The following is a 25,175-nucleotide window of genomic DNA, read 5'->3' as shown; positions in this document are numbered from 1 at the left end:
CGCAACTCCTTTGCCCTGCTGAGAGCCTCGGCTTGCCCTGGCACATCGCCACCGGGCGGAAAACCGACCGGCGGCGGCCGCGAGGATGACGCAGGTGATTCATCATTCGCACTCATATTAGGATTGTCTCGCATCTTACAGCTGCCGCGAAGCATATAATTAGCAAGCACCTGTCTTGCCTCGTGAATTGACTGCTCCTTCGCACTATCCAGGTCCATCCGTCCTGCCGTGGCCTCGGAGACGACCAGTCTGTCGTTTGAAAATGCGTCGGTTTCGTCAGCCCTTCCTCCGGCAGGTGCTCATCGAATGTCACGCCGGTACGCGCTGATCCCACTGCGCGTGCTGCAGCCACTGCGGGGGCAGCAGCAACAGCCGTGCGAAACGCCGCTGATCGGGGTGTAAACGACATCGGATCTAGTATGGTCTGCTTTGGTAGGCGTTATCGAACCAGAAAAGCGACGATAACCGAATCCTCTGCTCGCACCGCGGATATTTAACCGGCGCACCCACAGTTGACTGCGCTGCACGGTGTCACCGTCTCGCCCATGGACGACCAGCCCCTTTGTATCGATTATTGTTTCATGGTGAAACAATAATCGATACAAAGTCCTCGCTCGCATCAGTTCGCTGAAGCCCGAGCGCCGTCCGTTTGAAGTCCATCGACCGCTGTGCCATTCCTCGTAGCTGGCGCTTTGTATCGCATATTGTTTCGTGGCGAAACAATACATGGAACAAAGAGCTGGCCGCGGACCCTGGTCGAACGCACGCAGCGCTTTCTGCACGACGACCTTGGAAGCGCAGTTGAGAGGTCTTTGTATCGCTTATTGTTTCACCGAGAAACAATAAGCGATACAAAGACCTGCCGAGCGACGCTGTGCCTTCCGAGGCACGCCTCAGGTCGTTTTCCCCGTTTTGTTCCTGCTGACCATCGAATGGACGCCATCCGCTGTGCTCGCCGTGTTTCCACATCGCCTTCCACCTGACCACAGGCCAGGGCCAGCCGAGTTGTTCCGACCGCCTCCTGTGCGAACAGGACAACCATTCTTGCTTTCGAGGCCGTTCGCCCTTTGAAGGGCCAGTTCCCTTATAGATCGGTTCTCTTGAGACCACCTATCGTCATGGAACTGTGTGGTCGGACCGATCGGGCGGCTGTCGTCGGCCAGGGGTGCTTTTTCTATAGACAAAGAAAATAAGGAGTAATCGATGGCGGGCGGACCTCGGTTGCGCTGTCCGGGCAACTGCGGGTGCGACCTCCTTGGCGGTCCAGACCGAACAGCCTTCCATCTCGATCATTGCTCCGAGGTGAAACCGGCGGCGGAACAATGCGGTTGCCGCGGCGTGGCTGACATACCAAATGAATGTTGGCCGATCACACCTTTTGGGCCGCTCGTCCCTTGAAGCGCAAGTTCCTTTCCAAATCGGTTCTTCTGAGACCATATCGGGTCACGGAACAGAGGGATCGGAGAGAACGGGCGCTTGGCGACGGCCAGGGTTCCTTTTTCTATAGACAAAGAAAATAAGGAGCAATCGGCGGGGGCGTACCTTCGTTCTTTCGTTGGCGCTATCTGCGCTTGTGCAGCAGTGACGCCCTTGGCGGTGCAGACCGAGAGGGCCTCCATATCGATCAATGTACCGTGGTCAGCCAGGTTGCGGAACAATCCGATTGCCCGGCCTGGCCGGCGCACCAAGTGCAGGTTGACCGCTCACAGCTTTCGGGCCGCCCGCCCTGCGAAGAGTCAGTTCTCCGCTAAATCGGTTCTCTTGAGACCACCTATCGTCACGGAACTGCGTGGTCGGGCAGATCGGGCGGCTGTCGTCGGCCAGGGGTGCTTTTTCTATAGACAAAGAAAATAAGGAGCAATCGGTGGCGGGCGGACCTGGTTTGCGCTGTCCGGGCAGCTACGGGTGCGACCTCCTTGGCCGCCCAGACCAATCAGCCTTCCATCTCGATCATTGCTCCGTGGTGAGCATTGCTGCGTGGCGATGCGCTTGCCGCGACTTGGCTTGCGTACCGGATGCTCGTCAGCCGCCTAAACTTTTGGGGCCGCTCGCCCCTCGAAGCGCAAGTTCCTTCCCAGATCTGTTCTTCTGAGACCATGTTTGCTCACGGAACAGATGGATCGCAGAGAACGGGCGCTTGTCGACGGCCAGGGATCCTTTTTCTATAGACAAAGAAAATAAGGAGCAATCGATGTCTGGCGTTCCTCCGTTTGCGCTATCCGCGCTTGTGCAGGCGTGACGTTTTTGGCGGTGCAGACCGAGCGGGCCTCCGTATCGGGGGGATTTCGTTTGCCCGGATCAGCAACCGAGTGACCTCGGGGCCTAGTTCCGGCAGCTCGCGATAGATCCTTGACCGCTCTGGCGTTCAGCGCTTTGTATCGACTATTGTTTCTCGGTGGAACAATAAGCGGAACAATGCTTATAAAGTGAGGAGTGTCGTTTTCCTCCGGCTGACGCTTCGGCGCCGCTATTGACGGGATTGTGCGGCGACAACCAGGAGATCCTTGTCGCTCGGCTTGTCCCAGCCGCTGCCGTAGGCACCAGTCGCGTAAAAGCTCACCATCTCATGACGGACCATGGGGTGTGACCACCCCTTGCCAGACAAGCGTTGGATTAACGCAGGGTGGGCGTTTCGCTGTACGAGCGATTCCCGAAGGTCACGAACCAATTCCGCTTGTCGCTCACTCGCCAAGCCTGATATTTCTGTGATTAACATCTCGATGCGTTCGGCTAGCCATTTCTTTTCCCACTGTGCGAGGCGTTCGCTAGAAGGACCAGTCGTGAGTTCAGCGAGTTTGGCAGCATCTATCTTTTTGACGACTTCTACTTGTGCTGCGGCATGCCCCGGCAACACACTCTTCAAATAACGTAGCGGATCTCGAAGTGGCTCAGGAAACGCGCTGGTTGCACGCTTTTGGACGGCCTCGAGACCCGTCGCAACCGCGGCGTCTCCGAATTCGTCGATCAGGCGTTCGATGCGGACGTGGTCGATGCCCAATCGCGCGGCACTCGCCAATACGCCGACGTCTACAGGCTCAGAAGCCGAGCGCTGCTGAAGCGCCAGCACCCGCTGCGGCTTCTTGCGCACGGTGAACTGCAAATCGGAAACGAAGCGTCCCGATTTGAACTCCAGCATTTCGATGTCGATGTCCGCCAGCGCATTGATTTCGGCCAGTGCTGGACGCAGCGTATCGCGCTTAAAGATGCGGTACTCCAGCCGTTGCAACCGCTCATCATCCGGTCGCCCAAGCAATACCGGTCGCCACCAGGACCATGCTTTTCGGGCTGTCTGGCCGACTCCCAGATATCGGGAACAGATTTCATAAAGGGCGACGGACGGATGCGAGCCAAGCTGAGAAATGACTTCGAGCGACAGCTTTGCAAAGATCTCCGGGTCCAGAAGTTCGTGTCGCATGTTGACCGCGTAGGACCACTCGACCCAAATCTGACCACGCTCCTTCACGAGCTTGGCGTGTGACAACATGCCGCAAACATCCCAGGTTTGCCACTCCCCCGCGGTGGGAGACTGCCACTCGACCAAAGTGGCGACCATCGAACGCAGGTGAGACTTGATGATCGTCATATCTCCCGAGTTGTAGTCCAGCCCTTTCACAATGTCGGTCAACGCAGCTCGAAACGTTTCACGCTCGAGCCCCTGATCCTGTGCAATGTGAAGCAACACATTCCAGGTGCGTCGTCCCAACGCAGTTATTTTGTTGTTCTGCGGTACGAGAGCAAGCGAGAAGACCGGCTTTAGCAGCAGCGCTGCGCTGCGTGCAGCGGTTGAAACCAAAGGCAGTGCATGGGAAGACATGCGCACAATGTAGCCGAGTGAGCCCTGACGTGAAACACCAATTCACTCGCCACAGCGCACCGTCCAACCTTCAATCACTGTAAAAGCTCCGCTTCAACGCAGCTTTCTGTGGCTCGCGATGAGCTGCACTCACTGGGAAAGCTCCACTTGATGGCCGACGCAGAGGTAAAAACCTGGTGCGGTCCGGCTAAACAGGCCTGTGGATGGCCAACTGGAGGATCTCCGCTTCCCCACTGGTGGAACGCCACATATCACTGTGTCCACTCCGGCGGGCACCGCAAAAGCTCCACTTTCAACCGAACTTGCTCCAAAAAGCCATCTAAGTCGTTGATTTCCTTGAGGAATAGCGCCTTAAAGGAGTAAAGGAATTTAAGGAAACAGACTTCTATAAATACCAGAGCCTTCAGCGTTGGAGCTTTTTCAGTGCTCTTCGCAAAGGCTTTGGACGGAACCGCGACCGTTTGCTCTGAATTCGTCCAGCACGCACAATCAGCGCCACAGACACTAACTGGACCACCTATGGAAATTCGACCGCAGATTACATTGGCTGGTGTTCACCAGCAAGCCGAAGAAGCGGCGGACATGTTGGCCAGCATTCGGTCGGCGATGCTTGCCCCGATGGTCCGCAAGCTGGCGCCGTCGTTTAGTGCCGATCAAGTAGCAACCCTATGCGAGGCATCTTCTCGCGGCTCGTTTGCGCACCGCATCGCCAGCCGAAAGGATATGCCGTCAGGGACGTTGGTATCTAACGGCCGCAAACGTGTTTTTGATCTGGCGGAAACCCGGCAATGGGTTCGTGATTACCGAAAGGACATCCTGCGCCCGGAGGGAGCAGAAGCGATCACCATATCGATAGCAAATTTCAAGGGTGGTACGACCAAGACTACGACGGCCATGACCTTAGCGCAGGGCCTGTCGCTGATGGGTCATAAGGTGCTGGTGATAGACACCGATCCGCAAGCTTCCCTTACGACTCTGTTTGGAATCCTTCCGGATGTCGAAATCAAACAGTCGGACACCCTCATGGCACTCGCCGACGGATCGTTGACGAGTGTTCGCTCCCTTATCCGCAACACCTACTGGGATGGCCTCGATTTGGTTCCATCGGCCTCCTCTCTCTTTGATGCAGAGTTTATGCTCCCCAATCGTCAAAGTAGGGAAGGGACAAAGGGCTTCGAGTTCTATCGGGTCCTTGACCTCGGCATTGACGATGTAAGGGCGGACTACGATGTCATCATCATTGACAGTCCCCCTGCCCTGTCCTATTTGACGCTCAATGCACTTATGGCAGCTAACGGCATCATCATGCCGTTGCCGCCGGAAACGCTTGACTTTGCTTCGTCCACTCAGTTCTGGTCGCTATTCTCAGATGTTACTGAATCTATGTTGGAGGCTCGAGGCCGGACCAAGAGCTACGACTTCATCAACATTTTGCTATCGCGTGTACCGCCAAAAGCTGGTCGAGGCGCTTCGACGACCGCGGATGCTGTTCGCGAGTGGATTACCGCTACGTACAAGGAAAAGGTCCTCCCCTTAGAAATTCCTAGAACGTCGGTTGCGTCGCAAAAGTCGTCTGGCTTCGGTACGGTGTATGACAGTGAGCCGGGCGACGCCAAGGATAAGACGTACAAGCGCGCAAGAGATGCCTATGACTTGTTCGTTCAGCACATTGAGGTCTCAATCCGCAACGCGTGGTCGCGTCAACTGCAGACTTCCGGAGAGGGGGGGTTGTACGGTACAACCCCTGCACCTCAAGAGATATGAGCTCCGATACCTTCGTCCGCCGGCTGACTCGGTCTAGGGGGTTGTACGGTACAACACTCTCGTCTTGCCAGGTTCACCGGCAAATTCACAGTTCAGTTGCGGCCAATGAAATATCACCCCAGGGAGTCAGTTGAATGGCAAACAAAGACTTGATTCGGCGCGCCCTGAGCGTGACAGCGAATCTACCTTCAGTGCGAGCGGTCGCTTCGACCTCTGAGTTTGCATCACGCCCTGACCAAAAGCCCGATAGTGAAAACTCAGTTTCCAGTGACGCTCGTATCAACGCGGCGTCGCCTAAGACGGGCCCCGGATCTATGCTGACCTTTATGGCGGAACAGTCCGAAGTGCATAAAGAAGTAATTCAGTTGCGAGAAAGCTTCCGTTCCTTCGAAGGCGCGGACATAACTCGGCTGATTGACCCGGCAAAGATTCTGCCCTCGAAGTGGGCCAATCGCGACAAGTCACATTTCGAGACCGTTGCCTTTGCCCGTCTTCGAGATGAAATCGCAAAAGCTGGCGGGAATGTGCAACCGATTAAGGTGCGCCCTCTGCCAGGTAGCCCCGGGGGTGCAGCGCAGTGGGAAATCATCTTTGGCCATCGTCGACATCGCGCGTGTCTCGAACTCGGCCTGCCGGTCTTGTCGATGATTCAACAGGATATGGGCGACGCTGATTTGTTCGTTCAAATGGAGCGCGAAAACCGCGAGCGAGAAGACCTATCGGCCTGGGAGCAAGGCGTTATGTACCAGCGTGCCTTGGAGTTGGGTCTATTTCCGTCGGCCAAACAAATGGCTGCAGCGATCGACCGTGACGTGGGCAATATCAGCCGCGCCCTGGCCTTGGCGAAGCTACCTGAAGACGTAGTGCGTGCTTTCGGGTCTCCGTTAAATCTACAGTTTCGATGGGCATCTCCGCTGCGCGACGCCCATCAAAGGGACCCGGAACGCTTGCTTGAGATGTCGCGCGAATTGACAATGCGAGAGGTTAGGTTGGCGCCTGCCGCAGTATTTGCAATGTTGACCGAAGCGCCAGACGCCGCACCCAAAGCTCAGAAGAAAGATGTTGAGTGGAAAGATGCCAGCGGCCAACTTGTTGCACGTCTTGCCTTCGACCGGAAGGGCCGCGGCCTACTTAGCTTCGAATCTCCGATGGATTTAGCGCAGCGCGAGAAGCTCCTCAAATTGTTAGACGACCTGCTGAGCCCCAAGGCATGAACGGTCTTTTGAGGCGATGCGAGGCAAGGCGAGGCAAGGCAAGGCAGTAGCGGTTCGTTGTCCTGTCACCTCGTGAGAATGAAAGGTTTGCCACAAAGAACCACCTGGCCCTTGGCCGCTAGGCGAAACCAGCAATGGTTGCTCAAGAGCAAGTCGACCTCAGCAGCGATCGGACAATGCGCTGCGCCCTGCCCCGCTCCCGATCCGACATTGCCCGCTCCATCGGCCGCCAAGCTTTAGACCATCTCCGCCCGCCGCGCGGCCCAGTCCAGCCCGCAGGCGGCGCTGCGAGAAATTCCAGCCATGCCTCGAGGTCCTCGGGCCCTAGTTCCCGAAGAGCGCGCTCGCGCACAAGCGTCGCCCACAGCAAAAGCCGTTCAGCACATTGCCGATATGCCCGCTGGGTCGGCGCTGCGCGTTGGCTATTGATCCATTCATCCACCTGCTCGAGGAGGGCGGCACCACCGTACTTCTCGGGAAGCAAGAGCTTCTCCAAAGGGACCAGTCCGGTGGCGGGCAGAACGACCCCATCGCGATCGTTCTCGCAGAGTTCGCTGGGTGCCGCCAGCACATGAGGGCCAAGGCGAAGGCCGAGCGCCACTTCGTTGGCCCGGAACCAGGCCACTACCTTCGCTGCCTTGCTGACCCCAACGCCTTGGATCTTGCGGAACCAGTGAAAGCCACGCGCGTCGATGTGCAGGTAGAGCTGCTGCACAGTTGCGATCTGGAATCGGGCCAACTTTTCGACCAGTGCCGGCGGCAGCCAGAAGGCGAGGGCGTCTTCCGGCGCGGGATCTTGCACGACGCGATGCTCGAGCCATCGAAGGGCCTCGAGCTGATGCGACACCAGGCGCCCACGTCGTGATTGTTTCGCGTGTTCCGCGCGGCCAACGTCTGCCGGGCCGAATGCCTCAGCAAATGCTTCGGCTTGCTCCTGCTCACTGAAGTCCTCGAGCCCTCGCTCGCGGGCGAATTCATCAAGAGAGGGCAGGGCAGGGGAGTCGGCAACCTGGCGTGGATCGATCAGCACAAGGCGAGCGGTGCCGGGCCGGCCCTCGCGCCTGGCTGCAGCGGCGAATGCGTCGCGGATGAGCCCTACATCCCTTCGGATATTCCGGCTATCTGCGCGGTCACCGGGCCCAGCCATGTGGCGCTCCCAGCTCGCTCGTTCGTCCAGGCCCTGCGCCACGGCCCGCATGAACGCGAAATGCTCCCGCGTGAGCTCACGCGGGGGATTGGGGGGCTTGGCAGGGCGTTTCATGGCTTATCCGGCGTTATCATGATAGCGAAAAAGCGACGTCATATGGGGGGGATAGGAGTGCATCGAACCTAAGTCGTTGTCACCACACACTTATTTGCCAACCGCGGTCATGGCAGGCCGCGCGACGAGTAGGCAAAGACGATCCAAAGGGCGAGGAAGCGGAAGGCACGGACGGTGCGGTCGCATGGCGCGCACTTCCGGCATGTTTGGGCCGCCCCGGTCGTGTGCGTGTACTTATTAGTAAGGCGAACCAGTCTCCCTAAGGAGATAGCTGATTTGTGGCCGTGGCTTATCGCGGACGAACGCCGTCGCATGGGTTGGATGTGTTGTGGTCGCAGCTCGTCACGGAAAAATCGGGAAGCAAGAAAAGCTGAGGAGACGGATCACATCGATGGCCCTTCGATCGCACCATCACCGTCGACGGGCGGGCCACCGCCTGTGACCGGGGCGTCCGGACTCGTACCTTGGGCTTGCCGGCTGAATTCGCTGAGCGCCTGGAAGTTCACCTGATTCTCGGTCGCTGCCATGCGCGGTGCGTACCTGCCGCTGCGGCCGAATGCGTATGCAGCCCCCGCATAGTTCTTGCGAAGGATGCGACCGTTGTTGCCGGCGTAATGCCCCATCGTTTGCGCAGCCTCCGACACGCTGGTCACTGCGCGAAGGTTTGCCGCTGCCGTCGAGCGGGCGTCGTACAGCGAGTAAAGGCGCCCGTCGGGGAATGCGAGCAACGAGGCCACGCGCATCGAGCGCCGGCAGTTGTCGTAGTAGCGCTCAAAAGTGTGCTCAGGCCCCTGATCACAGTAGATGCCGATCTGTGCCATGTGCGACTGGACGTCTCCGCGCCAACCTGGCGCGACCACGATGTCGCGCCAGGCCAGCTCGCCATTGCGCAGCTCCCAGGCGCGCAGCCGTATCAATGATTCGATCGTCTGGGCATCGGTTGCGCCGGCGATGGCGCGTTCGTAGAAAGCCGAACGCTCGACCGAGCGTTCAACGGCGCGCGGGGTCCGGTCTTCTTCCAGAAGCTCGCGCCGCTGTCGGAACTCGCGCATCGCATCGTCATCACCTTCGGCCTCAGCCATGGCTTCGAGCGAGGCACCCGCCTCTGTCAGAAGTCGCCGCGGCACGCGAAGCCAGTCCTTGACGAAGGGGACGTGCTTTTTGAGCTTCAGGTTCGGCAGCCGAAGGATCCCGACGTCGCGTTCAAGCCAGTGTGCGTCCTCCCATTCGCCGGGTCTGGCGCCGCTCGCGATCCCCGCGTTGAGCCAGGCGATGGTCTTCGTGCCCCACCTTTCCTGGGTCTGCCTGCCGGACATCAGCGCGTGAAGGAGGCTCGACAGATCGGTCTCGGGAATGAACCGGCCTTTGGCGCGGACCTTGCGCAGTGAGATTGCGGCAGGCGCCTTTGTTGGCCTGAAGGCGTGAAGCAGTGCAATCGCGCGGTCGACTTCGGGACCAGGCCGGATGACATCCGGATTGGCGCAGGCCCAGAGCAAAGCGGCTCGGTAAGTCCGCTTGGTTGGATCGCTGCGTATGCCGGAGGCAAGCATCATCTCGGCGGCCTGACCAACGGCCAGATAGGCAATGTCCTCAGGGCTCGCCTCATAGTGGGGATCGGCGTTCCAGCGTCGACCGGCTTCGGTGGCCACTGTCACCACGCACCGGTAATAGAAAGCGGCCGTCCTCTCGCTGACGGGTGCGAGGCTTTTCTTCTTCCATTCGCTCAAGGTCTGGGCCGCCGTCGAAGGTGCGGCGTCAACAAGGCGTTGAACAACTGCGTCATCTCCAAGCCCATCAGCCGATTCGAATGCGTGCGAGTCGGGTCTCGGCATGGCGAACATCAAGTCGGCCAGGTTTTCCGGATCCATCGTCGGCTCTTCTTCGAAGCCCAGTTCTTCGCCGTCCATGTCTGGAACGGGGAGGAGCTCGACCGGAATGGCGCCGGCTCTGCGGTTGGCTTCGGCCATCGGGTAGGCGGCGATGGCGGCAAGCAGCGGATCGGAATGGACAGAGTGAAGGCGGGCTGATGGGTCCTGGACGTGATCCGGATCGTGATCGTGATCAGCGTCCTGAACGTGGGCGGGCAGGGACTCGATCCCGAAAAGCGGATCGGGTGAACCAAGGTGTGGTTCGGCAATGACTGGCGGCGACAGCTGGTCGGGCAAAGGCTCGATCGGTTGCGGCGGGATCTGGCCGGGAGCTTCGTTGAAGGTGTTCATGGTGTTGGAAGTCATGGGCTAAGGGGTCAGGGGGGTACGTGAAAAGGGCGCAACGAGCGGGTTCGTTTCGAGCGTTCGACCAGGCCGGTAAGTGGCGCAAGGTAGGTGCACCAGACCTGCATGGGCTCTGAGTGCCAGCCGAATCGGGCGGGGGACGGAGCATGGACAGTGCATCGACCGTGGTTCGATTTCGGGCATGGACCTCGAATCCAGCGCGTTTCCACCCAAAAGAGATATAACTGTTTCAAAACGGCATGTTGGCTTATGACCCAGTCCGCGTTGAATTGATAGTCAACCGCATTGGACGCGGCTGCGATGCGATTTATGGTGGCTCGCGCTGTCGTTTGACCCACAGCGTGCAGGCTGAAAAGTGCCTCGAGTGCTCCGTTACCCCCAACTGCTCCATAGCAGTGCTTATGAAGCATTTGAGTTACCCCGAACTGCTCCATAGCACGGCTTATGGAGCAGTTAGAGTTACCCCTAACTGCTCCATAGCATTGCTTATGAAGCATTGAGTTACCCCAATTGCTCCATAGCACTGCTATGGAGCAATTTGAGTCAGCGAAGTGAAGCACTAAGGCATCGGAGGCGGTCGCCAGCCGTCGACGTGCCGACGAGATCTGCAGACCCGTCGTGGCGTCTCCAATCGCTGAAATCGGCGTCAATCTGAGATCAGCGCTGCTCCTGAACACCGCACTGAACGGATCCGATCGACTGCCTTGATCGAGCGAGCCGAGTCGGAGCGCAGGGCTCGAACCTGACGATGGCCCAGACACGCGCGCGAAGTCATTCGGGGTTTCCAGCTCGAACACGCACTGCGTCGGGCAAGTTACTGGACCATAACGGGCACTCAAACTGCTCCATAGCACTGCTATGAAGCAGTTTGAGTAATCCAGTCCTCGGCGCGACATCGGCTGACTGAACACCGTTAGTGATCTATATCGGGCATCCAAACTGATCCATAGCACTGCTATGGATCAGTTTGGATGCCGCAAATGGCGCACTATTCACTAATCCCCAGTGAGCAGGTTCACGTTGACCGCGCGTGAGGGTCCATCGTTCCGACGAGGGGGCGGCCGCGGCGCCTGCTCGGCTCCGGTCGCAATGTCCGTAGCAGCAGCGTTCGCCTGTGGAACGAGTGCGACGTTGGACGCTGGTGGCGAGGCGGGCATCGCCAGCTCAGCACTCTCTGCCGCCTGATGCGCTACGAGTTCGTGCGTTCGTTCGCGCGCTGTGTCGGCCGGGACTCGTGCGGCAATAGCTTGCGGCACTGCCAAGACTCTTGTCACGACCGCGCGCGGAACCCCCGAACTCAGTCGTCCTTGCTCCACCATCACACCCAGGTCCGCCAGGCGGCGGATGGTGGCGGCCGCCGCGCGGGGCGAGCGCTCGATGACTTCGTCGATGCGCGCGTAGAGCGCAGGACTCTCGGCGCGGTGGATGCGGATCCGGACGTCTATGTAGTGGTCTGTTCGCATGTGCGCCCCTTCAAGCTGGAACGGTCTCGAGCGCAGCGATCTGCTCGGCGATCAGCTGCAGACCCTCGACGTTGCTGAAGACCGAGTGCGGCGGCGTGAAGATGGGCATGTCGGGCATATGCTTTCTGATCGCTTCGGCGTAGAGGGCAGGGTGACCGCCCACCATCAGCACCAGATCGATCACGTCCTTGGAGCCTTTCAGGCCGCTCATGAGAATGGCAACCGGACTGTCGACAGCCCGCACGATGGCTCGCTTCAAGCCGTCCTCGGCCAGGTCGACGACCTTGCCGTCGAGCTTGAAGGCGCTGCCAGTGCGCAGCGAGTCGTTCAGGCGCTGAAGATTCGCCGGCGCGATGCGGCGCTTGAGCGTCACTTCCAGGTGTTCCTTGGCCGTGTTCAGGATGCGGTGGCGACCAGCATCGCCCGCGGCGCCGGAGACGTCCGCGTTGGCCGCGCCGTGGTTGACCAGAAGCCAGTCGAGGGTGAACTCACCCGGATCGACACACAGCACAGTGAGTTCAAGGAGGTCGTCCCAGCTCTTGAGCGGTACCAGACCGGACTGGGGGTGCGCACGGATCACATCGTTGATGGCATCGATGTGGCGATCCACGCCGTAAAAGCCGCCCAGCGGCTGTGGACGCACGACCACGCGGTCGATCTGGACCGAATGCGTGCCGTCCAGATCGATCTTGCCCGTGTAGGCCTGCTTCAAAGCCGCGGGCTTGGCGGGATCCTGGAAGTGGCTGACTGGCAGGCCCAGGACCAGCACGTCGATGTGGTCCTCTTGCATGAAGGAGAGGGCGCCACGCATCAGCGCGTGGTAAATCGGGCTGTTGTAGTAGTCATCGGAGAGATCCCGGCCGAAGTCTCCCTGGGAGGCGATGCGCTGGACGATGTCCGGGCCCACCACGTAGCTCTCGCCCTTGTAGCTGACCATCTTCACGTTCGCCGACGTCTTGCTCTCGACCTCGAAGCGCCGGCGGTCGACGCCCAGGGCGATCGAGGGGAAAAGGTCGTACTCGACGGCGTAGCTGCCATCGGGCAGCAGCGTTCGCCGCGTGTATTTGGTCAGGCCGTAGCCCAGGTCGATGGCAGCCGTGACCGGCTTTGACTGTGGCTCGACGGAGCCGGATCGGGTGTTCATGAGCTTCATTCTTTAAGTTGGTCCGCGACAGTATCTCTAGGCGAACCAATAATAGACCCCGAAAGCTCCCGCCGTCAATGACAAGGCGATGGTGGATGGACCGACCATGCGCATCCCAAGCATCGACCATACGAATGCGGCTAATGCCTGTGTGTGCGCCGGTGCCGGCCTTCGCCCCATGCACGAACGGCATTGGTCGATGGACCGACTGTGCAGCGACTGTGTATCGACCATGCATCGTCGGTCAATGCTGGTGTGCGAGACGGTGCTGGCCGTCGCCAATGCTTGAACGGCAATGGTCGATGGACCGACCATGCACAGCCCGCGCAACGACCAGGCGAATGCAGCCAATGCTGTTTGTGCTCAGATGCCGGCCTTCGCCCAATGCCTGAACGGCGATGGTTGATAGATCGACCGCGCATCACCCATGCAGCGACCATGCTTCCATGGCGATTGGTCGGTGCGGGATGTGGCTTGCTGTACGCGGGAGATCGACCGGCAATGGTTGATGGACCGACCATGCATAGACCGTGCATCGACCATGCGTCTACGGCGATTGGTCGTAGCGAAACGATACCTACCTTCGCCCGATGCTTGAGCGGCGATGGTTGATAAACCGACCATGCACAGTTTGTGCATCGACCATGCGAATGCAGCCAGTGCTTCTCTGTGCTCCGATGCCGGCCTTCGTCTCATGCTTGAACGGCGATGGTCGAAAGACCGACAGTGCATCGCCCATGCAGCGACCATGCGTCTACGGCAGATGGCCTGTGCGCCCTGCGCCCGATGTTTGAATGTCAGTGGTGGATAAACCGACCATGCACAGTTTGTGCATCGACCATGCGAATGCAGCCAGTGCTTCTGTGTGCTCCGATGCCGGCCTTCGTCTCATGCTTGAACGGCAATGGTCGAAAGACCGACAGTGCATCGCCCATGCAGCGACCATGCCTGCACGGCGATTGGTCGGTGCGGGACGCGGCATGCTGTACGCGGCAGATCGAGCGGCGATGGTTGATGGACCGACCTTACAAAGCCCGTGCATCGACCATCCGAATGCGGCCAATGCTTGGTCGTGGTCCGGTTCTGGCCTACGCCTGTTGCTTGAACGGCGATGGTTGATGGACCGACCATGCACAGCCTGTATATCGACCATGCGTCTACGGCAGATGGCCTGTGTGCGCCCCGGTGCTGGCCTACGCCCGATGCTTGCATGGCAATGGTCGACAGATCGACGGTGCATCGACCATGCATCCACCATGCATCGCCCGTGCAGCCGCCTGGGCGCGCGGTCGGCGCTCAGCAGAGGTCAGGCCGAACCTGGACAGACCAAGGTCAACGGGTCCGCCGACAGCTCTGACATCGCCATGCGCGCAGAGCTCGATTCGTCTGGAGCTGCCGATGGCGACGCGCGGTGCCCGGAGCCTCGCAAATCCGAGCCGTTTCGTGCACATGAACCTATACTGCCGCCGAAGGTGGATACCTCCGCAACAGTATGACTGAACAGAATGATTAATTCCAAGGGCGACCACTATTGCTACCTGAACCGGGCACCCAACGGTCAGGCGCCAGCGTTCGAGTCCAGGTTGGTTCAGCTTCTTCGGCAGCAAGGCCAGGCCAAGGCGCCTCCCAAGCAGTGGGCAGCCATGATCCGGGCCTTGGGCCAGAAGGGGGTCAAGGCGGCCGAACTGGACGACAGCAAAATCCTATCGAGGCTCGAGGCGAACGAAGCCAAGAGCCTGACCAAGGAAGAGGTGGCCACCAACGTGATCCACGGGCTGCCGACGATCAAGGAGATCGAGCTGAGCGCGGTCCACTACCGTTCCTACGCGCACCAGGGCGGTCGCGAATAAATCTTTCAGGATCATTGTTCTGTACCTGTGCGTCGTTCTGGTGAACATGATCGAGTGGGGCGGCAGTACAAAGCATTCACCCAATGACGAAAGGTCACCGCGGTGGCCTTCCCGTAGCAGTGAATTCACGGTGTTGGCGCCGGCTCATATCTGACCCACATGCCGACATTGGGTTGAGCCATACGTCACCTCCCGAACCCAACGCTAGCAATGATTACCAATGCCGGCCCCTGGGTCAACGACATTCCGTGTGGTTCAATTTTCGACCGAGCGCAACAGCTTACCTTCGAAAGTGCCAGGGCGCGCCAGGAATACCCGTGGGCCGAGCGGTTCATCATGGGACTGCCCCTGGCTCCGTGGCAGCGCAAGTTTGAATGGACCGAGGAACAGTCACGACGCTTCATCACAAGCGCATGGACGGGCGTGCACTTGGGCAACTACGTTCTTACCGAGCTCGAGCTCGAGGTCGGACCGGCCAGTTCGGGCGCAGCGGGTGCAGCAGGGGCAGCGGAGGCCGACGGCGTCGAGTACGCATACCTTTCGAACTGCGTCATCGAAGGCCAGCAACGCCTGACCTCGCTCGAGCTGTACGTTACCAACCGGCTTTCCGTGCCGGACAACACGGGTGTTCCGACGCTCTGGGCGGAGGTCTTGGCGCGGGACCGGCGCAGGTTTGAAAACACCATCTTTTCCTGCGGCACTGTGCGCGATCGCGACGAGCAGCGATTGCGATCGCTCTACGATCTGATGAATTTCTCCGGGACGCCTCATGCCGAGTCGGACCGGGCCACGTGGCATGACGCGGAAGTCCTGGACCCACAAGGCGAAGCGCCTCGGCCCGGTTGATCCCGCGAAACCACGCAAGCTTTATCCCAAAACTATCCGAGCACAAGGACGCTAAATGTCGATGACCTACGCCCAGATGAAGGTGCAAGAGACGCTGGCCAATGAGGCCAATGAGGCCTACGAGGCTTACGTTTTCGGCGACCCGAATGCGCGTACAGGCGTCTGCGTGGAGGCAGCGAACGGCTGGGAGTCCTCCGGTGACGGGCACTGGAAGCGTGCCGTTTTCGTCCTGCCGAACGACGCGAAAGGCATGTACTCCACGAAGGTGGACTTCGAGGTGAAGTTCGCGCGCTTCACCGCGCAGGTCGTCGAAGTATCGGCTACCGACGCGAAGGGCAACCAGGTCGGGCACGCAGCCGGCAAGGTGCCAGTCGGGGAGGATGGCGACGGCGAGGGTCCGCCAGAGGCGCACTTGCAAAAGCTCTTCGATGCCGCGGACCGCCATGGGGTCGACACGGGTGAGTCCGATCATTCGGTAGGCGACTTGCAGGATGCACTTCGGCAAGCCTGGAAACTCATGACGCCCTCGCAGCGGACCCAGCTCATCGAATCGGAACCTGTTCAAGCCACGCTGGAACAGAACGGATTCGACACGTCCGATGATGACCTGGCGGATGTGTATGGCAAGGGCGAAGCCGGCCCGCGGGCCTGAGAGCAAGCTGCCTTTGCGGCACGGCAAAAGCTGGCCGCACCGCACCGACATCGTGGTCGTATTGAACGCGGGAGCACAGGAACCCCTCGCGCGAAAGGAAAGTCAACCGCCTCCGAGCGCGTGTAATGACGCACGCTGCTCGTTCATTGGGCACGCTCATTGGGCAGTGTGAAAATGCTGCGATGCATCCCCTCGCTTGCCTGCGACTTGCCTGACCTGCGTGACCGGCCCAACCTGCCCGACGTGCGTGAATCACCTGAACCCCGACACCTGCCGTCATGGATGACCGCCACTATCTGAACGTCCCCTACAAGGAGAAGGACGTCGCAAAGACACTGGGCGCCGTCTTCGACTACGACGGTGCGAGGCGCTGGTACGTGCCCGCCGGCGTCGACCTTGTGCCCTTTAAAAAATGGATGCCCGAGGGCGCGGCATCGCTGCCTTCCCTGCGTCAGGTGAGGCCCGCAACGGAGCTTGTGCCGGCGGCGCCCCCACGCCTCGACCTGGCACGCCCCGAGTCCGCTGGCACTGGAACTGGAACCGGAACTGAACTGCGAGCGGCCGCCAAAGGCATCCCTCTTTCCCGTCTGCTCGGCGGCGTGGCCACGGCGGTCTCGCAGGCCTTCGCCACCGGTGTCTGGACGATGGTGGAGGTCATGAACGTCAAGCTGAGCAACGGCCACGTCTTCCTCGAACTGGCCGAGCGCACTGCCGACACGGGACATGTAGTGGCCAAGGCCAGTGCCACGATCTGGGCAACTACCGCTGGCCGAATCCTTCCCGTGTTCGAACGAGCCACGGGCGTGAGTCTCGCAGCCGGCATCAAGCTCCTCGTGCGCGCCAAGCCGTCTTTCAAGCCGCAGTTCGGCTTGAGCCTGGAGATCGACGCCATCGATTCCGACTACACGCTCGGCGACCTTGAGGCGAAGAAGAAAGAGGTCCGCGCACGGCTTCAGGCCGAGGGCGTATTCGATCGCAACAAGCAGTTGCCGGCGCCCTGGGACTTCAATCTGGTGGTGGTTGTCGCGCCGCATGAGGCGGCTGGCCTTGGCGACTTTCGGAAGGAATCCGACCGCCTGGCCGCCGCCGGCCTTTGCCGCTTCATCCACGTGCACAGCCGTTTCCAGGGCGAGGGCGCGCCGCGCGAGATCGTCGCCGCGCTCACGGATGGCATGGCCGAGTGCGCGGCCGCCGGCGAGCTGCCCGACGCGCTGGTTGTGATCCGTGGCGGCGGCGCAGTGAACGACCTGGCGTGGCTCAACGACTACGCACTCGCTCGCTTCATCTGCGACCAGCAGGTCCCTGTCCTCACCGGCATTGGCCATGAGCGCGACAACACGCTGGCCGACGAGGTGGCGCACTCGCGCTTTGACACACCGAGCAAGGTGATCGCCGCCATCGAGCAGCGGATCGCTGCACGTGCGGGGAAGGCCAAGGAGGCCTGGGAGGCGATCACGAGCCTGGCCGCGCGAGCGCTGCGCGATGCCCGCGCGGGCGTTGAACAGGCGCATGCCGGAGTCGGGGCCGACGCACGAGACACCGTGGCCCGCGCGCGCCAGGGCGCGGGGGACGCAATGTCCGCGATCAAGGTTCAGGCGCTCCAGGATGTGAGTGACGCCTCGCGCCGTGCGCTCGCCGCGGTGACCGAGGTCCGCAGCCTGGCCACCCATCAGGTTTCGACGGCGCGCCAGCGCGTGCCGGAGCGCCTGGTCGAGATCCAGGCCATGGCCATCGCCAAGGTCGGCGCCGCCCGTGCCGCGACCGACATTGCACGCGCAACGATTCACGAGCGCGCAGGTGCGCTATCCCAGCGTGCGCGCACCCAGACCCACACCCAGATGGCCGCCATCGGCGAGCGCGCCGAGGGGGCCGTGTCCCGTGCAAGGAAAGGCGCACAGAGCCTCATGCGCGAAATAGCCGGGCAGGGGCCGAGCAAGACACTGAACCGCGGCTTTGCCATCGTGCGGGCCGAGGACGGCACAACCATTACCAGCGTGCACCAGGCAGCGAACAGGCCGCTCGAGATCCAGTTCAGGGACGGGTCAATGGGCGCACGTGTCACGACGCCTTGCGAGCAGACCCCTTCCGATGAAACAAAGTGAGGAACGATCCATGGAACAAAAGACAGAACAAAGCACGGCACGAAACATGGAACAAAGCACGGAACAAAACACGAAACAACCGGCCGAACAAACTACGGAGCCAAGGACGTACCGCGAGGCCTATGCCGTGCTGCAGCGGCATGCACAGCATTTGCGGGACCAGGACGAGCCAGACCTCGACGAGCTGCTCCCGATCGTCAGGGAATCGGCCGCGGCTTACGAGTTTTGCAAAAGTCGCATCGATGCCGTCGAACAGGCGCTCAAGGAAGCGCTGGCGGGTACCACTTCAGCGCCGCAGGGTTGACCGGCAGCATAAGTAGCCAAACATGCTCGGTCTTTTCAAGTTCTGCGGGAACGTTCCTATGCGAAACGGCCTTCTCGTAAACGTTTTTATGCAGATTTAATTGTTTTTGGCTAGGACTGCCTGATGCAACAAAAAAATTCGCTGGGAACTTCGGGGCTAGCAGACTCCATAGCCGGGGCCGGCGTCATTGCGGTTTAACGGGTTCTTGCCCTGTGCTCTTGCGGTCCGGATCGCCTGGCTTGTCGCGGACCATAGGCTTCCATGCCCTCCTTATTGCCGAGGCGGCACCGTCGTTGTTCGCGGCCTGCGCGATTGACAACAAAGGCGGATACCGCGCGTCGATCGCTAGCGTGAACAAAACACCAAAGCCTAGCAGTCGCAATACAAGAAAACCTAGCAGTCGGCTTATCATCGCTCGGAGATCCAAACGAGCAAGGCGTGCACATGGCGACTGAAGGCAAGCCCGCGGCGAGCGCTCGCAAAGCTACGCCGGCGCAAAGCCGGCTAGTTGCCGCCTTGAGGGCACTTGGAGTCCTGCAAGAACCCGGCGTCCGCGTTTTCAAAACGAGCGAGTTCTCGCGTAAAGACCGCGAAGCCTTGTTAAGTGCGGGATTTCTTCAGCGGGTGATCCATGGTTGGTACATGTCCTCCGGCCCGTTGGCCAGGGCGGGTGACACGGCCCCCTGGACTGCCGGGATGAAGGACTTCATTGCGGTTTATTGCAACGCCAGGTTCGGCGCCGACTGGTGCATGTCGGCGGAGTATTCGCTGAGACTGCATGCCGGCACAACCTTGCTGCCCCAGCAAGTTGTCGTCCACTCCCCGCTGGGTAAAAACAGTGTGCTGGACTTGCCGAATGGTTTCTCGCTGATGGACTATCAAGCCAGAGACTTCCCCGAGCCAGACCGTCGGGACATCGTCGGCAGTCTTCGTACGATGACGCTGGCACAGGCACTCCTGAAAGTCCCTGAGAACTTTTTCCGGGCGTCTGCTGAGGACGCACAAGTCGCGCTGCTATCAGTGGGTGATGCGTCCGAGCTCAATCGCCTGCTCGCGGCGGGCAATCACAGCACCATCGCTGGCCGCCTCGCCGGCGCTTTCCGCGCGGTCGGCCGAGTAGCGATCGCCGAGGACGTAGTTGGGTTCATGCGTGCCTTGGGCAATCAGATCACAGAGTCGAACCCGTTCGCAGGTCCCCTTAGGGTTGTTCCGGGCGACCGCTCAGAGTCCCCTTATGTTTCCAGATTGAGGCTGATGTGGGACTCGATGCGCGATGACGTAGCGAGTGCTTTCCCACAGGGAGAGCCAGGAAAGCCAGTCGACGTCGCCGCCTTCATGCAAGCGGTCGAAGACGTCTACGTCAGCGATGCCTACCACTCGCTGTCCATTGAAGGCTACAGAGTGACCCCGGAGCTGATCCGTCGTGTGGCGAGCGGGGATTGGAACGAGGACACCCACGTGCAGGACAGGCAGTCCAGAGATGCGATGGCTGCGCACGGCTACTGGCTGGCGCACAACGAGGTCAAAGAGTCCATACGCAAGAATCTGGTCGGCGCAAACGCCGGCGATGTTCTCAGGCAGGATCATGGCGCCTGGTTCCGAGCGATGTTCGCACCTAGCGTCACCGCCGGGCTTCTGGCCGGCAGCGAACTTGCGGGCTACCGCGGCAATCAGGTGTACATCCGTAACGCGCACCATGTGCCGCCGCCGCGGGAAGCCGTTCGCGAGATGATGCCCGTGCTTTTCGAGCTGCTGCGCGACGAGCCCTTGGCCGCTGTGCGCGCGGTGCTGGGTCACTTCATGTTCGTGTTCATCCATCCCTACACGGACGGCAACGGTCGGCTTGGCCGCTTCATCATGAACGCGATGCTGGCCTCGGGCGGCTTCCCTTGGACGGTGCTGCGCCTTGAACATCGAGACCAGTACATGGCGGCGCTGGATGCGGCAAGCGGCCGGAGCGACATCAGGCCGTTTGCGTCATTCGTTGCGCGAAGTGTGGGGATGGCGACAGATGCGCGGGCTGAGGACGCCCAGGCTGAGGACGACGAGCCGCAAAGGTCGATCGGGCCGCGCGGTTGAGCGTGATTCGGTGACGCTTGGCCGCCCGAGACCGAACCGAACACGCTAAAGAGCACGCTGCAGCTCGGCGCGCAAGCGGCATGCCTTTCGGCTCGCAACGTCCGCAACTACCGAATCGGTGGTCGCGTCGACCCCTGCGCACCAGCCGCTCGGGGCCTGGGCGTGAAGGCGCCCATGCGTGCCTTGATGCCCGCGACCGTGAACATGGTGCGCAGTCCGAGGCGGTTGCCGATGTCCGCGTCGGGCACGCCCTCGTAGAGCAACTGCGCGGCGAACGCCGTGCGCACGAAGCGCGGCCCATTGAAATAAGCCGGCACGCCGGTGTCCGCGGCGGTGCGCTTCACGCATTCGCCAATGACTCGCTCTGCAACGTTCTCGGCGATCGGCGTGCGTCCCACCCGCCGGGTCGTCCCGCCGGCGGTTGTGTGCTCGCCGCCCAAGCGTGGGCGACCTTCCGGAGCGGTCAGGAACAGGCGCACAGGCCCGCGCCCGCCAGCTGCTGAACGCTCGATGGTGAGGGTGTCGCGCTGCTCTTTCCAGAGCGCGAGCGCGTCAGCCAGGCGCGCAGTGCCCAGGAGCCGGCGCGTCAGGATCAGGCGATGGCCGGGCGCGTGGATCTCGACGTTGCCGTCCGCGCGAGGCGTGACGTTCGCAGGGATCAGCTTGCACAGCTCTTTGAGCGTGAGACCGCACTGCGAGGCGACCAGGCGCATGGCCAGATTGCGTGACGGTTCCCAGCTCCCGGGGGAGCGCGCGAGTTCCTCCCGGTACAGCAGGGCAGCCGCGCGTTCATAGGCCGCAAGAAAGCCCGGCCGTGCGATCGCCGGCTCGTTCCTGATGACATGGTGGCGCCTGGCGTGCTCGAGCACCGGCGTGGCGGGATTGGCCGCCAAGATCCTGACATCGAGCACAAGGTGGCGGTACACGCGGTCGATTTCCGCAAGGTACGTACGCCGCGTGCGCACGGATGCGGGCTGCCCGGGCTTGCGTCCGGACAGCTGGTCCAGAAAGGCATGGATGTGCATGCTTCGCACCTGGTCCAGGCGCAACCGCTTGCCGGCGATGTAGGCGCAGAAAACGCGCCAGAGAGAAAGGTAGAGCCGCAGGCTGTGCGGGGCGTACTCCCGCTCCGAGGTGTCGAAGTCGAGGGCACCTGTGGCAGTTGCGTCTGCGGCGTTGGGAACGCGCGGCGCCCAGCTGCGATCGGTCATCAGCCAGTGCTCATGCGCCACCGCGGGGGCAGTCAGCCACGGCCGGCCAGCGACTGGCGGCGTAGGCAGTAGGACTGGCGAGGGTCGCGCTTGGACTCGGGCGCTCGTGCGGGTCATTGGTAAGTGCGCAATCCCATGTTTGCTCCTGAATTTGTTTCTGACTTTGTTTCTGCTTTTGTTTCGATCGCTGCTCTACGCTGCCGGCCGCGCGCGGTGTCGCCCGGTGGCGGCCACAGGCTCCACGGGCGGGGGAGGGTAGAGCGCTGCACGGATCTGCGCTGTGTCGGGCTTGGCGCGCGACTCGAACCGCAACGTGCGGTAGCCGGCGCTTGCCGTCATCGCATCGCGGGCCGTGTCTTTGCTGGCCACGTGCGTGCGGTCGTCGAGCTCGATGAGGGCGATGACCTTGCCGGTCGAGCGCTCCATCGCGACGAAGTCGACCACCTTTTGCGCGATGCGGCCGCGCTGTGACATGTAGGCCTTGCGGTTGCTGCTGGCGACAGCGGGTTGCATGAGTGCACCCATGGAGACCTGCGCCAGCATGCGCAGTTCGGGCGCTGCAGCTTCGAGACGGCCAAGGAACTCCAGTTCGTTGGCGGTCAGCAGGGGCTTGGCTTTAAAGCTGCCTGCGCTCGCGCCCTTGCCGACGGCGGCAACGACGAGGGCGAGCACGCCTATCCCCAGGACAAAGGAGAAGAGCAAAAGGGCGTGTTTAGACATGGCGATCAACTCCGGGTTTAGTAGCCAGTTCCTTCTGATTCGGTGCTGGATATGGGACGTTTGTATCCGCATCCAGCTCGACCTGTGGGCTCGAGCACGTATTTATTCGCACTGATAGTACATTACGGGAACAGATGATTTCGTTCCGGTCCTTTGTGCCAGAAAAGCCGGCGCCCTTAGGTGGCCAGGATTCGTTCGGTCCGAGCCACGGCACAGCGCCTGAGCGCATTCTTGCCAGGGCGATCACCAGCGCCTCGTCCTAACAGACTGCGGCCCGAACTCTGACCCCATCATGCGTACGCGCGGGGCACGCTCTGGAGCATGTACGCTTTTGACACTGTTTCTGAATTCCGCGCTGCCGGTCCCGCCGCTGTCGCGTTGATCGACTATCTCGACAATGACGTCGAACTCAAATCCGGCTTGTGGAATTTCGAGCGCGGCACGGTATCGAGCAACGGCAGATCCCGCGCTTGGGCCGTGTTCTCACAAGAGGTAGCTACCAACCTCCCTTTGCGCGACCGCGTGTCGATCATCGCGATGGAGACTGTCATGGACGGCTGGGTGGTCGCGCACACCATGACGCGCGCAGAGCGGTAAGGGCGTACGACGCAGGCGCCGCAAAGGCATATCGCGCCGCAACTCCTAACTGCCTGAGCCTGTCCGTCGTACTCGAAGCGTTGGGTTTTTGGCCTGACCATACGAGCTCGTTGGGGAGCTAAAAAACGATGGCTGGGCGCACTGTCGGGTCCCAAGGCATCAAAACTTGGGATCGTTGCGCGCTCTTGCGAACTAGTTGCGCTTGAATTCCCAAGTCTTCGAGTAGACCTCGCCGGTTCGCTTATCAAAGACCCAGACGCCGTCTTGTACGAAACGGATGCTCTTGAAGTGCTCGACGACATGGTCGTCGGGACCGTTCGCATACTTGGTGCCCTCGCTCGTGTACGGCGGCAACACATGCCCGAACACAGCGATGGCCAGCCAGCCGTCCAAGCCCTTCGCTTCGATCGGCTTCGACTTGAACTGACCAGAAATAGCGGCTTGTGCCTTGGCCTTGTCCATCTGAAGGTAGATCACATTTGTTTGCGTCACGAATTTCCCGCGACTTGCATAGATCTCGGCAATCGCTGGATATTCGTACGCCTTGGCAGATCGTTCGAAGACCTTGATGCCCTGGGTTCCATATATGTTTCCTACGGGTGGAAGCCCTAGCCTGTACGTCCAGACCTCGCGGTTCGCGTCATATGAAAACCGGACAGAGCCTTCCGGCGGCTTGAATACGAATGGACCGGCGAGCGTGCGTTGTTCGAAAACCAAGGTCGGCCCTAGCGCCTTCACCCGCTGCGCGTACGTCGCGTCGTTCTCGAATGGGTCCTTGCTGAAAATGCTCTTGGATAACGCTTCGACAACAGCTTCAGGCGAATCGCCGGCGTAGCTCCTGGGCAGTTGAATCGTCTTTAAGTCGACTTGGGCCTGAGCGGCAAAAGCAGCAAAGGCCAACAAGCCGGCCGCCGTCAGTAGTCTGTGCGCAGGCATGTGAAGCGATCCGAATCGAAGAAGGGTGGACTATAGAGCGGCGGTCAGCCGCGACAGCGCTCTTGCGGTAGCTCGTTTGGTTGGCGGCCGTTTTACACTGGCGCACATGCCCTGCAGGAGACCTTTTCATGGCTGAGCCTTTGCTTTTGGGAGTTGTCGGGGTTGAGCGCGACCATCGCATTCGCTGCCAGGCTCCCGGTTGCAATCACGCGGTCTACAAAGCTATCCACCTGGTCGACCTGGACGGCAAGCTTCAGCTTTATGGGTCGCAGTGCTGCGGCAAGCTGTTCGGCTGGACCTCAAAGACCCGTAACGCCTCGTACACATCTACCGAACGTCGCCTCACCGCCGAAGAGCGCTTGCAGCTGGAGACCAACACCGTTGAGCTCATTGGAAAGCTCAAAGCTGAGCATGAGGCACGGCTTGCTCGGTTGAAGGAACAGGACCGCGTTGCAGAGGCGTCTCGCTCGGTGGTCGGGTCAGCTCGAAATCGCCAGCCGCAAAGGCGCATCGGCTTACGGAGCATCGTGCTGTCCCCCGAAGTCGAGCGCCAGGCCAAGGAAATCGTTCGTCTGAAGTACCAGGTTGACCCGGGCCTTGCCGGTTGGCGCGGGCTCGTGCTTCAGGCGGCCAGAGAAATCATGAACAAAGACTAAGGCAGTCGACACGCAACAGTTTCACGGCCTTCCTCCGGTTGGAGCGCCGAGATCGATGGTCACAAACCGCGGGGGTGTCTGGCCTTCTGCAGTTGAAACAGGAGCGGGCGCCTTCGTGGCTGCGGTAGCTGTGCTGGCTGTTTTTCCTGTGGCGGGCATGGAGAGCACCTGTGCGTCGCCGCGCTTGAGTTGCTCGGCCTTGGCCTCCAGGCGGGCCACCTGCGCACGGAGCCGTCTCGTTTCTTTGTCCAGCTGAGTATTCCGGTCGAACGTGACCGGTGATTCCGGCAACGTGACCGCCATTCCGGCGAACGTGACCGGCACGGCG

20 protein-coding genes are annotated in these 25,175 nt (G+C 60.8%); 10 read left to right on the top strand and 10 right to left on the bottom strand.

The window, feature by feature from the left end; translation table 11 throughout:
- Positions 1 to 1,289: 1,289 nt before the first annotated feature.
- Together QN397_RS24065 and QN397_RS24060 are read right to left on the bottom strand one after the other, a co-directional pair.
- On the bottom strand, positions 1,290 to 1,658 hold the full coding sequence (locus QN397_RS24065; protein ID WP_323502134.1) for a hypothetical protein: 369 nt from the start codon (positions 1,656 to 1,658) through the stop codon (positions 1,290 to 1,292).
- A gap of 809 nt (positions 1,659 to 2,467) precedes the next feature.
- Positions 2,468 to 3,814: a replication initiation protein gene (locus QN397_RS24060; protein WP_323502133.1), complete on the bottom strand. Its 1,347-nt coding sequence runs from the start codon at positions 3,812 to 3,814 to the stop codon at positions 2,468 to 2,470.
- A 519-nt stretch (positions 3,815 to 4,333) separates the two neighbouring features.
- On the opposite strand from QN397_RS24060, the gene QN397_RS24055 reads away from it, so the two are divergent.
- Together QN397_RS24055 and QN397_RS24050 are read left to right on the top strand one after the other, a co-directional pair.
- Complete coding sequence (locus QN397_RS24055) at positions 4,334 to 5,578, top strand: AAA family ATPase (RefSeq protein ID WP_323502132.1); 1,245 nt, start codon at positions 4,334 to 4,336, stop codon at positions 5,576 to 5,578.
- 134 nt (positions 5,579 to 5,712) lie between these two features.
- Positions 5,713 to 6,792, top strand: a complete 1,080-nt coding sequence (locus QN397_RS24050) for a ParB/RepB/Spo0J family partition protein (RefSeq protein WP_323502131.1) — start codon at positions 5,713 to 5,715, stop codon at positions 6,790 to 6,792.
- Between the two features lie 142 nt (positions 6,793 to 6,934).
- On the opposite strand, the gene QN397_RS24045 is transcribed toward QN397_RS24050, so the two are convergent.
- The 4 genes from QN397_RS24045 to QN397_RS24030 form a co-directional block, all read right to left on the bottom strand.
- Positions 6,935 to 8,053 carry a phage integrase family protein gene (locus QN397_RS24045; RefSeq protein WP_323502130.1) on the bottom strand — a complete coding sequence of 373 codons (1,119 nt, stop codon included), beginning with the start codon at positions 8,051 to 8,053 and terminating at the stop codon, positions 6,935 to 6,937.
- Positions 8,054 to 8,436: 383 nt separating this feature from the next.
- Positions 8,437 to 10,218, bottom strand: a complete 1,782-nt coding sequence (locus tag QN397_RS24040) for a hypothetical protein (RefSeq protein WP_323502129.1) — start codon at positions 10,216 to 10,218, stop codon at positions 8,437 to 8,439.
- Positions 10,219 to 11,282: 1,064 nt separating this feature from the next.
- The gene (locus tag QN397_RS24035) at positions 11,283 to 11,750 is read right to left on the bottom strand and encodes a hypothetical protein (RefSeq protein WP_323502127.1); all 468 of its coding nucleotides are present in this window, start codon (positions 11,748 to 11,750) and stop codon (positions 11,283 to 11,285) included.
- Positions 11,751 to 11,760: 10 nt separating this feature from the next.
- Positions 11,761 to 12,894 carry a hypothetical protein gene (locus QN397_RS24030; RefSeq protein WP_323502126.1) on the bottom strand — a complete coding sequence of 378 codons (1,134 nt, stop codon included), beginning with the start codon at positions 12,892 to 12,894 and terminating at the stop codon, positions 11,761 to 11,763.
- A gap of 1,505 nt (positions 12,895 to 14,399) precedes the next feature.
- Between QN397_RS24030 and QN397_RS24025 the strand changes: the two genes are divergently transcribed.
- From QN397_RS24025 to QN397_RS24000, 6 genes are all read left to right on the top strand, one after another.
- Entirely contained in the window at positions 14,400 to 14,744 is a 345-nt protein-coding gene (locus QN397_RS24025) for a hypothetical protein (protein ID WP_323502125.1), read from the top strand.
- 210 nt (positions 14,745 to 14,954) lie between these two features.
- On the top strand, positions 14,955 to 15,590 hold the full coding sequence (locus QN397_RS24020) for a GmrSD restriction endonuclease domain-containing protein (RefSeq protein WP_323502124.1): 636 nt from the start codon (positions 14,955 to 14,957) through the stop codon (positions 15,588 to 15,590).
- A gap of 55 nt (positions 15,591 to 15,645) precedes the next feature.
- Positions 15,646 to 16,242: a hypothetical protein gene (locus QN397_RS24015; protein ID WP_323502123.1), complete on the top strand. Its 597-nt coding sequence runs from the start codon at positions 15,646 to 15,648 to the stop codon at positions 16,240 to 16,242.
- A 278-nt stretch (positions 16,243 to 16,520) separates the two neighbouring features.
- Entirely contained in the window at positions 16,521 to 18,344 is a 1,824-nt protein-coding gene (xseA, locus tag QN397_RS24010; RefSeq protein WP_323502122.1) for an exodeoxyribonuclease VII large subunit, read from the top strand.
- Positions 18,345 to 18,354: 10 nt separating this feature from the next.
- Positions 18,355 to 18,648, top strand: a complete 294-nt coding sequence (xseB, locus tag QN397_RS24005; RefSeq protein WP_323502121.1) for an exodeoxyribonuclease VII small subunit — start codon at positions 18,355 to 18,357, stop codon at positions 18,646 to 18,648.
- Positions 18,649 to 19,092: 444 nt separating this feature from the next.
- Positions 19,093 to 20,727 (top strand): Fic family protein, encoded by a 1,635-nt coding sequence (locus QN397_RS24000; RefSeq protein WP_323502119.1) that lies wholly within the window; start codon positions 19,093 to 19,095, stop codon positions 20,725 to 20,727.
- Positions 20,728 to 20,834: 107 nt separating this feature from the next.
- Here the strand turns inward: QN397_RS24000 and QN397_RS23995 are convergent, their stop codons facing one another.
- Together QN397_RS23995 and QN397_RS23990 are read right to left on the bottom strand one after the other, a co-directional pair.
- The gene (locus QN397_RS23995) at positions 20,835 to 21,938 is read right to left on the bottom strand and encodes a site-specific integrase (protein WP_323502118.1); all 1,104 of its coding nucleotides are present in this window, start codon (positions 21,936 to 21,938) and stop codon (positions 20,835 to 20,837) included.
- Positions 21,939 to 22,130: 192 nt separating this feature from the next.
- Positions 22,131 to 22,658: a DUF2726 domain-containing protein gene (locus tag QN397_RS23990; RefSeq protein ID WP_323502116.1), complete on the bottom strand. Its 528-nt coding sequence runs from the start codon at positions 22,656 to 22,658 to the stop codon at positions 22,131 to 22,133.
- Between the two features lie 321 nt (positions 22,659 to 22,979).
- On the opposite strand from QN397_RS23990, the gene QN397_RS23985 reads away from it, so the two are divergent.
- Positions 22,980 to 23,255 (top strand): hypothetical protein, encoded by a 276-nt coding sequence (locus QN397_RS23985; RefSeq protein ID WP_323502115.1) that lies wholly within the window; start codon positions 22,980 to 22,982, stop codon positions 23,253 to 23,255.
- A 192-nt stretch (positions 23,256 to 23,447) separates the two neighbouring features.
- Here QN397_RS23985 and QN397_RS23980 read toward each other — a convergent pair whose 3' ends face one another.
- Positions 23,448 to 24,191: a hypothetical protein gene (locus QN397_RS23980; protein WP_323502114.1), complete on the bottom strand. Its 744-nt coding sequence runs from the start codon at positions 24,189 to 24,191 to the stop codon at positions 23,448 to 23,450.
- A gap of 128 nt (positions 24,192 to 24,319) precedes the next feature.
- Here QN397_RS23980 and QN397_RS23975 point away from each other — a divergent pair, with 128 nt between their 5' ends.
- Positions 24,320 to 24,847 (top strand): hypothetical protein, encoded by a 528-nt coding sequence (locus tag QN397_RS23975; protein ID WP_323502112.1) that lies wholly within the window; start codon positions 24,320 to 24,322, stop codon positions 24,845 to 24,847.
- 21 nt (positions 24,848 to 24,868) lie between these two features.
- Here QN397_RS23975 and QN397_RS23970 read toward each other — a convergent pair.
- On the bottom strand, positions 24,869 to 25,175 hold a 307-nt coding region (locus QN397_RS23970; RefSeq protein ID WP_323502111.1), incomplete at its 5' end, for a hypothetical protein.

It is taken from the genome of Variovorax sp. RTB1 (genome assembly GCF_035018765.1).
Lineage (GTDB): Bacteria > Pseudomonadota > Gammaproteobacteria > Burkholderiales > Burkholderiaceae_C > Variovorax.
The sequence above is the reverse complement of the archived record's forward strand: the minus strand, read 5'-3'. Positions and strand labels throughout refer to the sequence as shown.